Below are 13,388 nucleotides of genomic sequence, written 5' to 3'. Positions count from 1 at the left end.
AAAAAAAGTGCGGTCGAGACCGCACTTTTTTCATGGAGCACTACAGCGGAACCCGACGTATCAATTTCAGGATTCGGTAGTAGTAGTTCGGAACATTGTTTCCGGCTCCAGATGTCTGGTAGGCGCGATTGGACTCGAACCAACGACCCCCACCATGTCAAGGTGGTGCTCTAACCAACTGAGCTACGCGCCTGCTAAGAGCCGCGCATTATAAAGACTCCACGGCTGCTGTAAAGCACTTTTTCACTGCCCCGGCGATTGCCCCCACGCCGTCAGGTATTCGCGCCAGTGCGGCGCATCGATGCGCGCCAGCGCTTCGCGCACCACGGCCACTTCCGCCGCCCACGCCGCCGCATCGAGGTGTCCCCGCATGCGCTGGAAACCGAGGTACACGAGATAGGTATTGACCACGTCGGTCTCGCAGTAGTCGCGAATCTCGGCGGCCTTGCCGTCCTGCCAGGCCTGCCATACCGCACCGCCGTCCATCCCCAGCTTGCCGGGATAGCCCATCAGCTTGGCGATCTCGTCGAGCGGCGCATTGGCACGCGGCTGGTACAGCGCCAGCAGGTCCATCAGGTCGAGATGGCGCTGGTGGTAGCGACTGATGTAGTTGTTCCACTTGAAGTCGCGCGAGTCATGGTAGTCACCCTCGCCCATGTCCCAGTAGCGCGGCGCGCTGACCCCGTGGATGAGGCCGCGGTAGTGCAGCACCGGCAGGTCGAAGCCGCCGCCGTTCCAGGAAATGATCTGCGGGGTGTAGCGCTCGATGCCGTCGAAGAAGCGCTGGATGATCTGCCCTTCGGCGGCATCGGGTTCCGACAGCGAGAACACGCGGAACTGGCTGGCATCGCGCAGCACACAGGAAATGGTGACCACGCGATGCAGGTGGTGCTGGAGGAAATCGCTGCCGTTGCTCGCGCGGCGCTGCTGGAAGGCAAACTCGGCGACCTCGTAGTCGGAGAGCTCGGCCGGCAGCCCGTTGAGGGCACGCACCCCGGCGACATCGGGGATGGTCTCGATGTCGAAGACCAGGACAGGCGTCACTTCTTCACCCAGCCACCGCCGCCCTGCACCCACCAGCCCGGCTGGGCACGATCGATCCAGCGCTGGGCGAAGGTGGCACGCACGTCGGCCTCCCACTCCGGATGGCCGTTGGCGCGGGCGATCTCACGATACAGCGCGGCACGGTCGGCATTCTCCGCAGCGATCAGGCCATTGATCTGGCCACGCTGGGCGAGCGGCACGCTGGAGGCGTCGCGCAGCGCCACGGTGCCATCGCGGGCCAGCCCCACCGCACCGGAGGCATACAGCGGCGCGAGCTGGGCATGGCGCTGCTGCATCGATTGCTGCAGGGCGGTGATCGCCGGCGTATTGATCTCCAGATTGCCCTGCGCCGCGGCGACACCGGCAAAGGCGAGGAACAGTGCGGCAAGCGCCGCGCGCAGCATGGCGTGGATCTTCATTGGCGCTCTCCGTTGGCAGGCTGGGCAGCGGCGCCTTCGCGCAGTTGCCAGACCTCGTCGATGATGCGGTCAGCGGCCTTCTCGGCGGCGGCAGCGGGGAAATAGATGTTGATGGTGACGCAGGCAGTACTCACCGCCAGCATGGCGGCAAGCAGGCTCAGGCGCAGGGTGTGACGCATGGATACACCTCGGCTGTCGGAAGGACGGACGGGACCGTGGCGCTAGCGGATCTCCGGTGCGGCGTTGGAAGCAATCACGCGCTGCAGCCGGTCGACCAGCTCGTGCCAGTCCACGCGCCGATTGTAGCCGATGACATTGAGCGCCGGGATGCCGCCGCCACGCACCAGCGCATAGCCGCCGCCGGGACGCTGATCGAGCCCGCCCATCACGCATACGCCGGCGCGCAGGACGCAGGACAGGCCGATCTCGCGGTAGCCGAAGGAATCGAAGAAGCCCAGCAGGCTGCGCTGGATGGCTGCCATCGCCCCTGCGCCGCCAAGCGCGCCGATGTTCTGCACGGCGCGCTGGCTGATCCGCCGTGGATAGCGCCCGGGGCTGCTGGCCACCCGCGCATCGAAGCGCACCGGGCGCCAGCGCACCAGCTCGAGGCCGAGCAGGTGCGCATCGACATGGCCGCTGACGCTGCCGAAGGAGAAGGTTTCGGTGAGCTGGGCAAGATCGATGTTGCGCGCATCAATGTCGGCGACCAGATGCGAGGCCACGCCGAAAGGCTCGCGCACGCGCAGGCCGGTGACCATCAGGTAGCCATCGAACACCGACACCACCAGTGCCCCGTCGAGGACGATCTCGCCGGGATCGACGCGCAGCCCGGGCAATGACGCGGACAGCACGCCGGCCATTTCCGGCATCCCCAGGGCAACGCTCAGCAGGGGCATGGCAATCGGCTCGACGACCACGCTGCCGCCACCATGCCAGCCATCCTCGCGACGCTGCAGGCGCAGATCCGAAAACGCCAGGGCGCCGTCGAGCAGCGGGATGCGCAGGGCCTCCAGCACCACCTCGCCACCATGGGCCCGGGCATCAACCGTAAAGGCCCCGAGAGCAAGCTTCTGCCAGCGCCCGCCGCCCACATCGAGCACGATGCGCGTCGGCAACGCCGCACGCCAGGGCAGCGCACCGCTCACCGGTCCGAAGGCCAGCGCGCCGTCGGCCAGGCTCAGGCCGGCCGCGTCGACGGCGAGATCGATGGCCTGCAGCTCCCCGTGCTCGATCACCACCCCGCCGCTGGCGTGCCCGGCAAAGATCAGCCCGTCGGCCTGTGCCGGCAGCAATACGGGGGCAAGGTAACGCGGCCCGATGACCGCCAGGTCGGCCATCGACACGCTCAGCGCAAGCTCCTCCAGTACCTGCGCACGCAGGTCGTAACGCCCCCGCGCATCGATCCGCTCCACGCCCTCCAGGTGCGCGGACAGTGCATCGACATGCAGCACGCCGTCGACCATGCGGCCGTTGGCGCTGCTGCGGGCACCGGCAGTGAGATAGAGCGGATGCAGGTAGGCCTCGCCCGCCGTCCATGCCAGCGCCCCACGCCAATGCCAGCCCTGCGCGGCGGCCTCGCCCCCGCCCTGCAGGCTGAGTGCGACCCCTTCTGCGGCCTGCAGGCCGTCGGCGGAGCCGAAGGCGAGTTCACGCACCTGCACCGACCACTGCGCCGCAGCGGCGGACAGCTCAAGGCCGCCATCGACGCTGCCACTCACCTGCCATTGCGCCAGTTGCGGCCAATAGGCGTGCACGGCGGCCAGCGGCAGCGCCTCCAGGCGCGCGCGCAGCCGTGCCGCCTCCGCCACCTCGACGGTCAACTGGCCACCGCCAGCGAGGCGTGCATCGACACGCAGATCCTGGCGGGCCAGATCGGCAGCCAGCTGCAGCGCATCGCCAAGCAGCATGCCGGCCGCTTCCAGGCGGCCGTCGACACAGCGCAGGCGGTCATCGACCAGACTCAGGTGTGCGCACTCCAGCGCCACGGCATCGACCGCCTGCGCCTCCACGGCGAGGCGTGCGGCGCGCAGTTGCGCACCGCCAGCGCCGTCGAGGCGCATCTGCAGCTCTTCGGCGCGCAACTGCGGATGGGTGAGACGGCCGATGTCGACCGTCAGGCTGCGCGCCTCGGCAGCGCTGCCCCAGGCGCAGGCGAGAAAGATGGCGACGGCGGCCGCACGCACAGCCGCCACCATGCGCTCAGCCGGGGAAGACGCCGGTGGACAGGTAACGGTCACCACGGTCGCAGACGATGGTGACAATCACCGCGTCTTCCACTTCGGTGGCCAGGCGCAGGGCGACGTGGATCGCCCCCCCGGAGGAGATGCCGGCGAAGATGCCCTCCTCGCGCGCCAGCCGGCGCGTCATCTCCTCGGCGTCGGCCTGGCTGACGTACTCCAGGCGGTCGACCCGCGGCTTCTCGTAGATCTTCGGCAGGTAGGCCTCCGGCCACTTGCGGATACCTGGAATCTGCGCACCCTCCTCCGGCTGGCAGCCGATGATCTGCACTGCCGGATTGCGCTCCTTGAGGAAACGCGAGGTACCCATGATGGTTCCGGTGGTACCCATGCTGCTGACGAAGTGGGTGATCGTGCCGCCGGTCTGCTCCCACAGCTCGGGGCCGGTACCTTCGTAGTGGGCGAGTGGATTGTCGGGATTGGCGAACTGATCGAGGATGATGCCCTGCCCCTCGTCACGCATCTGTTCGGCTACGTCGCGGGCCATTTCCATGCCGCCCTCGCGGGCGGTCAGCACCAGCTCGGCACCGAAGGCACGCATGCTCTGGCGGCGCTCGACGCTCTGGTTCTCCGGCATCACCAGGATCATGCGGTAGCCGCGCATCGCGGCGGCCATTGCCAGCGCAATGCCGGTGTTGCCGCTGGTAGCCTCGATGAGGGTGTCACCCGGACGGATGTCGCCGCGCGCCTCGGCGCGCATGATCATCGACAGCGCCGGGCGGTCCTTGACCGACCCGGCGGGGTTGTTGCCTTCGAGCTTGGCGAGGATGACGTTGTTGCGCCCCGCGTTGATGCGCTTGAGACGGACCAGCGGCGTGTGGCCGACGTAGTCTTCGAGGGTCTTGAATTCCATGTCGCTTCCGTGTTCGGGCAATGCGCCCGATCTTACCCCCGGACGGCCGCCGCGGCGAGCGCCGGAGGGCACTCACGGCGCCAGATCGAATTCCTCGGTGCGCCGCGGCGGGTAGGTTTCCCAGCCACCGCAGGCCGGGCAGCGCCAGTGGAACTGGCGGGCCTTGAAGCCGCAGGCATCGCAACGGTAGCGCGCAACCTTGCGGGTGTGGCCGTGGATGAGCTGCTTGACCAGCTCGATGTCGCCGCGCTGCTCGCTGGGAGCGTTGATCAGCGCCGCCTCGAGCAGCTTGTCAAGCCCGAGCAGGGTGGGGTTGCGGCGCAGCTCCTCGCGCACCAGGTCATAGGCCGCCTTTGCCCCGCGCGACTCCAGCTCCCACTGGAAAACACGGTCGAGCAGATCCAGCGAGGCATGGCGCTGCAGCCACGAACGCAGCAGCACGTTGCCCTGTTCGACGCGGCCAAGACGGCGGTAGGCATCCATGGCACGCTCGGCGGCCAGGGCAAGATAGACCGGGTTCTGGCTCTCCACCCGCTTCCATGCATCAAGGGCATCCTCGTCGCGACCCTCGGCAGCATGGATGTCGCCGAGGATGAGACTGGCGCGCACGCAGCCGCGATTGATCGCCAGCGCCTCATCGACCGCCCTGCGGGCCTCCTCGTGACGCGAATCGGCAAGCGCGGCGGTAGCCAGCTCGCAATGGAAGTTGGCCACTTCGGTGCGCCACAGCACACTCTCGTGGTCGGGGAGCGCACGGGCCACCTCGATGGCGCGCGCCCACTCCTTCTCTTGCTGATAGATCTCCAGCAGGTAACGCAGCGCAACGTCGTTCAGACGGGTGCCGCGCAGCTTGACGAAAACCGCCTCGGCGCGATCCAGGAGGCCGGCCTTGAGGAAGTCCTGCCCCAGTTCGCCGAGCGCCTGCAGGCGCTGCTCCTCGCTGAGATCCTCGCGATCGACGAGATTCTGGTGCATGCGGATGGCACGATCGGTCTCGCCGCGGCGGCGGAACAGGCTGCCGAGGGCGAAGTGCAGCTCGATGGTGTGGGGGTCGATCTTGACCGCCTCGATGAAGGCGTCGATGGCCTTGTCCTGCTGCTCGTTGAGCAGGAAGTTGATGCCGTTCAGGTAGGAGCGCGGCAACGCGCGCGATTCATGGACGACCTGACGGATGTCGATGCGCGCGGCCAGCCAGCCGAGCCCGAAGAACAGCGGCAGGGCGAGCAGCCACCAGAATTCGATTTCCATTCCGTTCAGTAGGCCTCAGGGGCCTGTCCGTCAGCCGCGGTGGCGGGGCGTTCGCGCTCGCTGCGGGCGATCTGGCGCCGCAGGCGGCCGATCTCGCGGCGCTGGCGCAGCAAGGCGCCAAAGGTGGCGGTGACACCCAGCAGTGCACCAGCGGTGAACATGACCAGGATCACGAACACCAGCGGCAGCTCCCACTCGGCACCGAAATAGAAGTACAGGCGGACCAGATGGTCGTTCTTGACCGCAAAGCCGAACAGGAGGAAGAACAGCAGGAGGCGGAGGACCCACATCAACAGTCGCATCCGCTCATTATCTCCGAGCACCGGACAAAAAAGAAGGCGGCTTGCGCCGCCTTCCCCACTTTTCCCGGATTTTCACAACCCTGGCAGTCAGCCCGCCATATCCACACGCTCACGCAACTCCTTGCCGGCCTTGAAATGGGGCACGTACTTTTCCGGTACGTGCACCTTCTCACCGGACTTGGGATTGCGGCCCACGCGGGGCGGGCGGTAGTTGAGCGCGAAGCTCCCGAAGCCGCGGATCTCGATGCGATCACCGCGCGCAAGCGCGTCGGTCATCGCGTCGAGAATCATCTTGACCGCGTAATCGGCGTCTTTTGCAATCAGCTGCGGAAAGCGTGCCGCCAACTGCGCAATCAGCTCCGATTTGGTCATGACTGGTCAGCTTACTGCTTCTGCTCGTTCAGCTTGGCCTTCAGCAGCGCACCCAGATTGGTCGTACCGGTGGCAGCGGAGCTTTCGGAAGCCAGCTTCTGCATGGCCTCGCTCTGCTCGGCCTGATCCTTGGCACGGATCGACAGGCTGATCGAACGGGTCTTGCGATCGACGTTGATGATCACGGCCTCGACTTCGTCACCGACCTTCAGCACGGTGGTGAGGTCGTCGACGCGGTGGGCGGCAGCCTCGGAAGCACGCAGGTAGCCTTCCACGTCATCGTTGAGGGCGATCACCGCACCACGGGCTTCGACCGACTTCACGGTGCCCTGCACCAGCGAGTTCTTCTCGTGGGTGGCGATGAAGTTGGTGAAGGGGTCGCCTTCGAGCTGCTTGACGCCCAGGGAGATGCGCTCGCGCTCAACGTCGATGGCCAGCACCACGGCCTCGACCTCGTCGCCCTTCTTGAAGCGGCGCACGGCATCTTCGCCGGTCTCGCTCCACGACAGGTCGGACAGGTGCACCAGACCGTCGATACCGCCGTCCAGGCCAATGAACACGCCGAAGTCGGTGATCGACTTGATCTGGCCGCTGACCTTGTCGCCCTTCTTGTGGTTCATGTTGAACTCTTCCCACGGGTTGGCAGCGCACTGCTTCATGCCCAGGGAGATACGGCGGCGGTCTTCGTCGATGTCGAGGATCATCACTTCGACCTCATCGCCCAGCTGGACGACCTTGGTCGGGTGGATGTTCTTGTTGGTCCAGTCCATCTCGGAGACGTGCACCAGGCCTTCGATGCCCTGCTCGACTTCCACGAAGGCGCCGTAGTCGGTGATGTTGGTGACCTTGCCGAACAGGCGGGTACCCTGCGGGTAGCGGCGGGCGATGCCGACCCACGGATCTTCGCCGAGCTGCTTGAGGCCCAGCGAGACACGGTTCTTGTCCTGGTCGAACTTGAGCACCTTGGCTTCGATCTCGTCACCGACATTGAGCACTTCGGACGGGTGACGGACACGGCGCCAGGCCAGGTCGGTGATGTGCAGCAGGCCATCGATGCCACCGAGGTCGACGAACGCACCGTAGTCGGTGATGTTCTTGACGATACCCTTGATGATGGCGCCTTCCTTGAGGTTGGAGAGCAGCTTCTCGCGCTCTTCGCCCATCGACTCTTCCAGCACGGCGCGGCGGGAGACCACCACGTTGTTGCGCTTGCGGTCGAGCTTGATGACCTTGAATTCGTATTCCTTGCCTTCGTACGGGGTGGTGTCCTTGACCGGACGCATGTCCACCAGCGAACCCGGCAGGAAGGCGCGGATGCTGTTGGTCATGACGGTCAGGCCGCCCTTGACGCGGCCGGTGATCACACCCTTGACCAGCGCACCTTCGTTGAGCGCCTTCTCGAGATCGTTCCAGGCGGAGATGCGCTTGGCCTTGTCGCGGCTCAGGCGGGTCTCGCCATAGCCGTCTTCCAGGGCATCGATGGCCACGTGGACGAAATCGCCGATATTGGCTTCGAGTTCGCCGTGGTCGTTGCGGAACTCGTCGATGGGCACATAGCTCTCGGACTTCAGGCCGGCATTGACGACCACGAAATTCTGGTCGATGCGCACGACTTCGGCGGTGATGACTTCACCGATGCGCATTTCCTGAAGGGCCAGGCTTTCTTCGAAAAGAGCGGCAAAACTTTCCTGTTCGGAAACGGAGGAGGCAGTAGACATGGATGGAAAAGGACCCACGGCCGCCGCGAAGCGGCCAGATTGTTGGTTGGACAGATACGGCCACGGGCGCCTGCCCGTGTTGCCGCCACGACAAATGACGCAACGCCCCCGCGCCGGCGCTACCGGTCTGCGGGGACGCGTTCGAGCACGAAGCTCACTGCCTGCTCCACGTCCATGGTGGTGGTATCGAGGAGCACTGCGTCCGGCAGTTGCTTGAGCGGCGCCACAGGGCGGGCGGCATCGCGCGCATCCCGCTCCTGCAGATCCTGCAGAAGACTTTCCATGTTAGCAGCCATTCCCTTTTCCATCAACTGCTTATAGCGGCGCTGCGCGCGCGACTCGGCAGAGGCGGTGAGAAAGATCTTCAGCGTGGCGTCGGGGAAAATCACCGAGCCGATGTCGCGCCCCTCGGCCACCAGCCCGGGCGCGGCGCGGTAGTCACGCTGGCGATCGAGCAGTGCAGCGCGCACCGCGGGCAGCACGGCGACCTTCGAGGCCCCCACCGAACACGCCTCGCTGCGGATCTCGGCACTGACATCGACGCCGTCGAGCAACACCCGGCCGTCGGCAAAGCTCGCCGGCAGCGCTGCGGCGAGCGCCGCCAGGGCGGCCTCATCGTCGAGCGCGACACCGGCACGCATGCCGGCCAGCGCAACGATGCGGTACAGCGAACCGCTATCCAGGCAATGCCAGCCGAGCGCCGCCGCCACCCGCGCCGCCACCGTGCCCTTGCCGGAAGCCGACGGACCATCGATGGCGATCACCGGTACCGTGCGCGCGACCTCGGCAAAGCGCTCGAAGTAGGTCGGGAAGGTCTTGTTGACGCACTTCGGATCGTTGATGCGCACCCGCAGCCCACCCAGACTGACCAGCGAGAAGCACATCGCCATGCGGTGGTCGTCGTAGGTATCGATGGCGGCCACCTGCAGGGCGGCCGGCGGGGTCACGACGAGATAGTCGGCGCCCTCCTCGACCGTCGCCCCGACCTTGCGCAGTTCGCAGGCCATTGCGGCGATGCGGTCGGTTTCCTTGACCCGCCAGCTGGCGATGTTGCGCAGCGTACACGGGCCGTCGGCAAACAGCGCGGCCACCGCCAGGGTCATCGCCGCATCGGGAATGTGGTTGAGATCCATGTCAAAGGCACGCAGTCGCCCGGATGCCGGTGCGCGCGCCTCGATCCAGTTGTCGCCCATGTCGATGCGCGCGCCCATGCTGGCGAGGGCTTCGGCAAAGCGCACGTCGCCCTGAATGCTGTCGCGCCCGACACCTTCCACCCGCAGCGGACCTCCGCCGATCGCCCCGGCGGCAAGAAAATAGGACGCCGACGAGGCGTCGCCCTCGACGTATACCGTCCCCGGGCTGCGGTAGCGCGCCCCCGCGGGGACGATGAAACGCTGCCAGCCCTCGCGCCGCACCTCGACGCCGAAACGCGCCATCAACTCAAGGGTGATGGCGATGTAGGGCTTGGAGATCAGCTCGCCGACCACCTCGACCACCGTCTCCGCGCCGGTCAGCGGCAGGGCCATCAGCAGGGCGGTGAGGAACTGGCTGGAAACGTCGCCGCGCACGCGCAGCGCGCCGCCCGTGCGCAGGCTCGCCGCATGGATGGCGAGCGGCGGATAGCCCTCGTTGCCGAGATAGTCGATTGCCGCACCGGCTTCACGCAAGGCGTCGACCAGGTCGCCGATCGGCCGCTCGTGCATGCGCGCGACGCCCGACAGGCGGTACTCGCCGCCGGCCAGTGCAAGCGCCGCGGTGAGCGGACGGAAGGCGGTGCCGGCGTTGCCGAGGAAGAGCTCCGCGGCCTTCACCGGGAAGACGCCGCCGACACCCTGCACGAGGTAGTCGTCACCCGTACCGCGCTGCCAGCGCACGCCAAGGGTGCGCAAGGCCTCCAGCATGCGATCGACGTCATCGGAGGCAAGCAGGTCGCGGATCTCGGTATCACCCTCGGCGAGTGCGGCGAGCAGCAGCACGCGGTTGGAGATGCTCTTCGAGCCGGGCAGGCGCACGCGCCCGCGGGCACCCAGCAGCGGGGCAAGATCGATGAATTCCATGGTTTTACTCGCTGACGGGGTTGGTCTGCTGTTCGGCCCAGGCGTTGCGCGCGCGGCGCGCCTCGTCGAACAGGTGTTCGAGGCGGGTGCCGTCGCCGGCCAGCAACAACGCACGCAGATAGGCCAGCTCGGCAAGGTACTGGTCGAGCTCGCCGAGCAGGGCCTGGCGGTTGGCGATGCAGATGTCGCGCCACATCTCCGGATGACTGCCGGCAATGCGGGTGAAGTCGCGGAAGCCGCTCGCCGCATAGCTGAACAGCTGCTCGGCATTGGCACGCCCGGCAAGATCATGGACGAGTCCGAAGGCGAGCAGGTGCGGCAGGTGGCTGACCGCGGCAAAGACGCGGTCGTGCTCGCGCGGCGACATGCGGTGGATCACCGCGCCGCAGGCCTCCCAGGCGTCGCACACGCGCTGCACCGCGCCTTCGTCGTTCTCCGGCAGGGGCGTCACCACCACCTTCTTGCCGCTGTACAGGGCCGGGAAGGCAGCATCCACGCCGCTGCTCTCGGCACCGGCGATGGGGTGCGCGGGGACCACATGAGTGAGGCGGGCATCAAGGTGGCTGTAGGCCGCTTCGATGACGTCGCGCTTGGTGCTGCCGGCATCGGTGACCACCGTGCCGGGCTCCAGGTGTGGCGCCATCGCCGCCATCACCGCTGCCATCTGCCCGACCGGCATGGCCAGCAAGACCAGCTCGGCGCCGGCCAGCGCCGTCGCCCAGTCATCGCAGGCCTCGTCGATCACCCCCAGCACACGGGCGCGCTCCAGGCTTGCCGGACGACGGCCGACGCCGACCAGGCGCTGCGCCATGCCGGCCTGGCGCAACGCCAGTGCGAAGGAGCCGCCGATCAGGCCGACTCCGCAGACCACCACCTTGCCGAAAGGCTTCATGCGCGCCTCCACCCTGCCCTCAGGCCAGCGCCTGGCGCAGCGCAGCGATGAAGCGGTTGTTCTCCTCCGGCAGCCCGATCGACACGCGCAGCCACTCGGGCATGCCATAGCCACCGATCGGACGCACGATCACGCCCTGGCGCAGCAGCGCGGCATTGATGGTGGCGGAATCGCCGACCTTGAAGGTGACGAAGTTGCCCGCCGAAGGAATCCACTCCAGCCCCAGTTCGGCCAGCGCCTCGGTGATCTGCGCCATGCCGCGTTCATTGATGCGCGCGCTCTGGGCGAGGAACTCCTCGTCACCGAGTGCAGCGGTAGCGGCCGCCAGCGCCACGCTGGAGACATTGAAGGGCTGGCGCACACGGTTCATGAGGTCGGCGACCTCGGGGTGGGCGATGCCGTAACCGACGCGCAGGCCGGCGAGCCCGTAGGCCTTGGAGAAGGTGCGCGACACCAGCAGATTGGGGAAACGCGCCAGCCAGGCGATGCTGTCGTAGCGCTGTGCGGGATTGAGGTACTCGGTGTAGGCCTCGTCGAGCACCACCAGCACATCGGCCGGCACGCGGGTGAGGAAGGCTTCCAGCTCGTCGCCGCCAATGAAAGTACCGGTGGGGTTGTTGGGGTTGGCGATGAACACCACCCGGGTGTCGGTACGGATCGCCGCCAGCATGGCGTCGAGATCGTGACCGTAACGGCGCGCCGGCACCTCGATGCCGCGCGCGCCCACTGCATTCACGGCAAGCGGATAGACGGCAAAGGCGTAGCGCGAAAAGACCGCCGAGTGGCCGGGAGCGAGGAAGGCGCGGGCGACCAGCTCGAGGACGTCGTTGGAGCCGTTGCCGAGCACCAGCTGATCAGCCTTCACACCCAGGCGCGCGCTCAGCGCCTGCTTGAGCGCAAAGCCGTTGCCATCGGGATAGCGTTCGATGCTGCCCAGCGCGCCGAGGGCGGCATCGCGCGCCAGCGGGCTCATGCCGAGCGGGTTCTCGTTGGAGGCGAGCTTGACGATGCTGGCCTCGGGGATGGCCATCTCACGGGCGAGCTCGGTGATCGGCTTACCGGGCTGGTAGGGCGAGATGGCACGGATGTAATCAGGGGCCTGACTGGCAACGCTCATGATTCGTCTCCTGTCCTGTTCTTCTGTTGTCCGCTGGCGCGGGGGCGTTCAGATGGCGGCGACCGGATAGGATCCCAGCACCTTCACGAAGGCCGCGCACTGATTCAGCTCGGCGAGCGCACCGGCAACCTGGGCGTCCTGCTGATGGCCCTTGAAGTCGACGTAGAAAACATACTCCCACAGACCACCGCGCGCCGGGCGCGACTGCAGCTTGGTCATGTCGACGCCATGGCGCGCGAGAGGTTCGAGCAGGTTGTGCATGGCGCCCGGACGGTTGGGCGCGGAAAAGACGATGGAGGTCTTGTCCTGCCCCGACGGCCCGGCATCGTGATGGGCGATGACCAGGAAGCGCGTGCTGTTGTTGGGATCGTCCTCGATGTTCGAGGCCAGACGGTTGAGGCCGTACAGCTCGGCTGCGGCCTCGCCGGCGATGGCGCAGGACTCCGGATCCTCCGCCGCCAGACGCGCCGCCTCGGCATTGCTGGCCACCGGCACGCGCGGCAGGCTGGCGAGGTTGCGGTTGAGCCACTCGTGACACTGTGCCAGCGACTGGGCATGGGAATACAGGCGCTTGGCCGCGCCGATGCCTTCGGCGCGAGAGAGCAGATGCTGGTGGATGCGCAGCTTGACCTCGCCGCAGATCTTCAGCGGATTGGCGAGCAGCAGATCGAGTGTGCCGCCCACCGCGCCCTCGGTGGAATTCTCCACCGGCACCACGCCGTAATCGGCATTGCCGGCCTCGACGGCGCGGAAGACCTCGTCGATGGAGGCCGTCGGCACGAAATTGGGCGCGCTGCCGAAATGCTTGCGCGCGGCGCTCTCCGAAAAGGTGCCCGCCGGCCCCAAGTAGGCCACCTTGAGCGGCTGTTCGAGCGCCAGACAGGCAGACATGATCTCGCGGAAGATCTTCTGCACCGCTTCGTCGGGCAACGGCCCGGGGTTGGCATCGGCCAGGCGGCGCAGCACCTGGGCCTCGCGCTCCGGACGATAGAGGTTGCCTTGCTTGATCACCCCGATCCGCTGCGCGCACTGCGCGCGTTGCGCGAGGCGGGCGAGGATCTCCTCGTCGAGGCTGTCGATCTGGTTGCGCAGGTTCAGCAGTTCGTCGCTCATCTTCCGCTCGTCTCAG

The 13,388-nt window shown here is 66.9% G+C and carries 13 protein-coding genes and 1 tRNA gene; all 14 read right to left on the bottom strand.

Going from position 1 to position 13,388, the window contains the following annotated elements:
- Positions 1-116: 116 nt before the first annotated feature.
- The 14 genes from C8261_RS04635 to pheA all read right to left on the bottom strand — a co-directional run bounded on the left by C8261_RS04635 (position 117) and on the right by pheA (position 13,372).
- A tRNA-Val gene (locus C8261_RS04635) sits at positions 117-193 on the bottom strand.
- Positions 194-243: 50 nt separating this feature from the next.
- Entirely contained in the window at positions 244-1,044 is an 801-nt protein-coding gene (locus C8261_RS04630) for a 3'-5' exonuclease (RefSeq protein WP_107492502.1), read from the bottom strand.
- Positions 1,041-1,463 (bottom strand): DUF1318 domain-containing protein, encoded by a 423-nt coding sequence (locus C8261_RS04625; RefSeq protein ID WP_107492501.1) that lies wholly within the window; start codon positions 1,461-1,463, stop codon positions 1,041-1,043. The genes C8261_RS04630 and C8261_RS04625 overlap by 4 nt, the downstream gene beginning before the upstream one ends.
- The gene (locus C8261_RS04620; protein WP_107492500.1) at positions 1,460-1,642 is read right to left on the bottom strand and encodes a hypothetical protein; all 183 of its coding nucleotides are present in this window, start codon (positions 1,640-1,642) and stop codon (positions 1,460-1,462) included. The genes C8261_RS04625 and C8261_RS04620 overlap by 4 nt, the downstream gene beginning before the upstream one ends.
- A gap of 42 nt (positions 1,643-1,684) precedes the next feature.
- Positions 1,685-3,646, bottom strand: coding sequence for a hypothetical protein (locus C8261_RS04615; RefSeq protein WP_235864837.1), 1,962 nt, complete (start codon positions 3,644-3,646; stop codon positions 1,685-1,687).
- A gap of 16 nt (positions 3,647-3,662) precedes the next feature.
- Complete coding sequence (gene cysM, locus C8261_RS04610) at positions 3,663-4,553, bottom strand: cysteine synthase CysM (RefSeq protein ID WP_107492499.1); 891 nt, start codon at positions 4,551-4,553, stop codon at positions 3,663-3,665.
- A gap of 72 nt (positions 4,554-4,625) precedes the next feature.
- Positions 4,626-5,801 (bottom strand): lipopolysaccharide assembly protein LapB, encoded by a 1,176-nt coding sequence (lapB, locus tag C8261_RS04605; RefSeq protein ID WP_107492498.1) that lies wholly within the window; start codon positions 5,799-5,801, stop codon positions 4,626-4,628.
- Between the two features lie 5 nt (positions 5,802-5,806).
- Complete coding sequence (locus C8261_RS04600; RefSeq protein WP_107492497.1) at positions 5,807-6,103, bottom strand: LapA family protein; 297 nt, start codon at positions 6,101-6,103, stop codon at positions 5,807-5,809.
- A gap of 87 nt (positions 6,104-6,190) precedes the next feature.
- The gene (locus C8261_RS04595) at positions 6,191-6,475 is read right to left on the bottom strand and encodes an integration host factor subunit beta (protein ID WP_107492496.1); all 285 of its coding nucleotides are present in this window, start codon (positions 6,473-6,475) and stop codon (positions 6,191-6,193) included.
- Positions 6,476-6,486: 11 nt separating this feature from the next.
- Positions 6,487-8,193: a 30S ribosomal protein S1 gene (gene rpsA, locus C8261_RS04590; RefSeq protein WP_107492495.1), complete on the bottom strand. Its 1,707-nt coding sequence runs from the start codon at positions 8,191-8,193 to the stop codon at positions 6,487-6,489.
- Positions 8,194-8,312: 119 nt separating this feature from the next.
- Complete coding sequence (locus tag C8261_RS04585; protein ID WP_107492494.1) at positions 8,313-10,250, bottom strand: bifunctional 3-phosphoshikimate 1-carboxyvinyltransferase/cytidylate kinase; 1,938 nt, start codon at positions 10,248-10,250, stop codon at positions 8,313-8,315.
- Between the two features lie 4 nt (positions 10,251-10,254).
- Positions 10,255-11,142 (bottom strand): prephenate dehydrogenase, encoded by an 888-nt coding sequence (locus C8261_RS04580; protein WP_107492493.1) that lies wholly within the window; start codon positions 11,140-11,142, stop codon positions 10,255-10,257.
- 19 nt (positions 11,143-11,161) lie between these two features.
- Positions 11,162-12,259 carry a histidinol-phosphate transaminase gene (hisC, locus tag C8261_RS04575; protein ID WP_107492492.1) on the bottom strand — a complete coding sequence of 366 codons (1,098 nt, stop codon included), beginning with the start codon at positions 12,257-12,259 and terminating at the stop codon, positions 11,162-11,164.
- 48 nt (positions 12,260-12,307) lie between these two features.
- On the bottom strand, positions 12,308-13,372 hold the full coding sequence (pheA, locus tag C8261_RS04570; RefSeq protein ID WP_107492491.1) for a prephenate dehydratase: 1,065 nt from the start codon (positions 13,370-13,372) through the stop codon (positions 12,308-12,310).
- Positions 13,373-13,388 lie beyond the last annotated feature (16 nt).

This window comes from Pseudothauera lacus, from assembly GCF_003034845.1.
Taxonomy (GTDB): domain Bacteria; phylum Pseudomonadota; class Gammaproteobacteria; order Burkholderiales; family Rhodocyclaceae; genus Pseudothauera; species Pseudothauera lacus.
This window is presented reverse-complemented; position numbering and strand designations above follow the sequence as displayed.

What these genes read in the sequence shown, in the direction of transcription:
- C8261_RS04600 (WP_107492497.1), bottom strand. Translation starts at nt 6,103, where the DNA reads ATGCGACTGTTGATGTGGGTCCTCCGCCTCCTGCTGTTCTTCCTCCTG.
- C8261_RS04585 (WP_107492494.1), bottom strand. Translation starts at nt 10,250, where the DNA reads ATGGAATTCATCGATCTTGCCCCGCTGCTGGGTGCCCGCGGGCGCGTG.
- hisC (WP_107492492.1), bottom strand. Translation starts at nt 12,259, where the DNA reads ATGAGCGTTGCCAGTCAGGCCCCTGATTACATCCGTGCCATCTCGCCC.
- C8261_RS04620 (WP_107492500.1), bottom strand. Translation starts at nt 1,642, where the DNA reads ATGCGTCACACCCTGCGCCTGAGCCTGCTTGCCGCCATGCTGGCGGTG.
- pheA (WP_107492491.1), bottom strand. Translation starts at nt 13,372, where the DNA reads ATGAGCGACGAACTGCTGAACCTGCGCAACCAGATCGACAGCCTCGAC.
- C8261_RS04625 (WP_107492501.1), bottom strand. Translation starts at nt 1,463, where the DNA reads ATGAAGATCCACGCCATGCTGCGCGCGGCGCTTGCCGCACTGTTCCTC.
- C8261_RS04580 (WP_107492493.1), bottom strand. Translation starts at nt 11,142, where the DNA reads ATGAAGCCTTTCGGCAAGGTGGTGGTCTGCGGAGTCGGCCTGATCGGC.
- lapB (WP_107492498.1), bottom strand. Translation starts at nt 5,801, where the DNA reads ATGGAAATCGAATTCTGGTGGCTGCTCGCCCTGCCGCTGTTCTTCGGG.
- C8261_RS04595 (WP_107492496.1), bottom strand. Translation starts at nt 6,475, where the DNA reads ATGACCAAATCGGAGCTGATTGCGCAGTTGGCGGCACGCTTTCCGCAG.
- cysM (WP_107492499.1), bottom strand. Translation starts at nt 4,553, where the DNA reads ATGGAATTCAAGACCCTCGAAGACTACGTCGGCCACACGCCGCTGGTC.
- rpsA (WP_107492495.1), bottom strand. Translation starts at nt 8,193, where the DNA reads ATGTCTACTGCCTCCTCCGTTTCCGAACAGGAAAGTTTTGCCGCTCTT.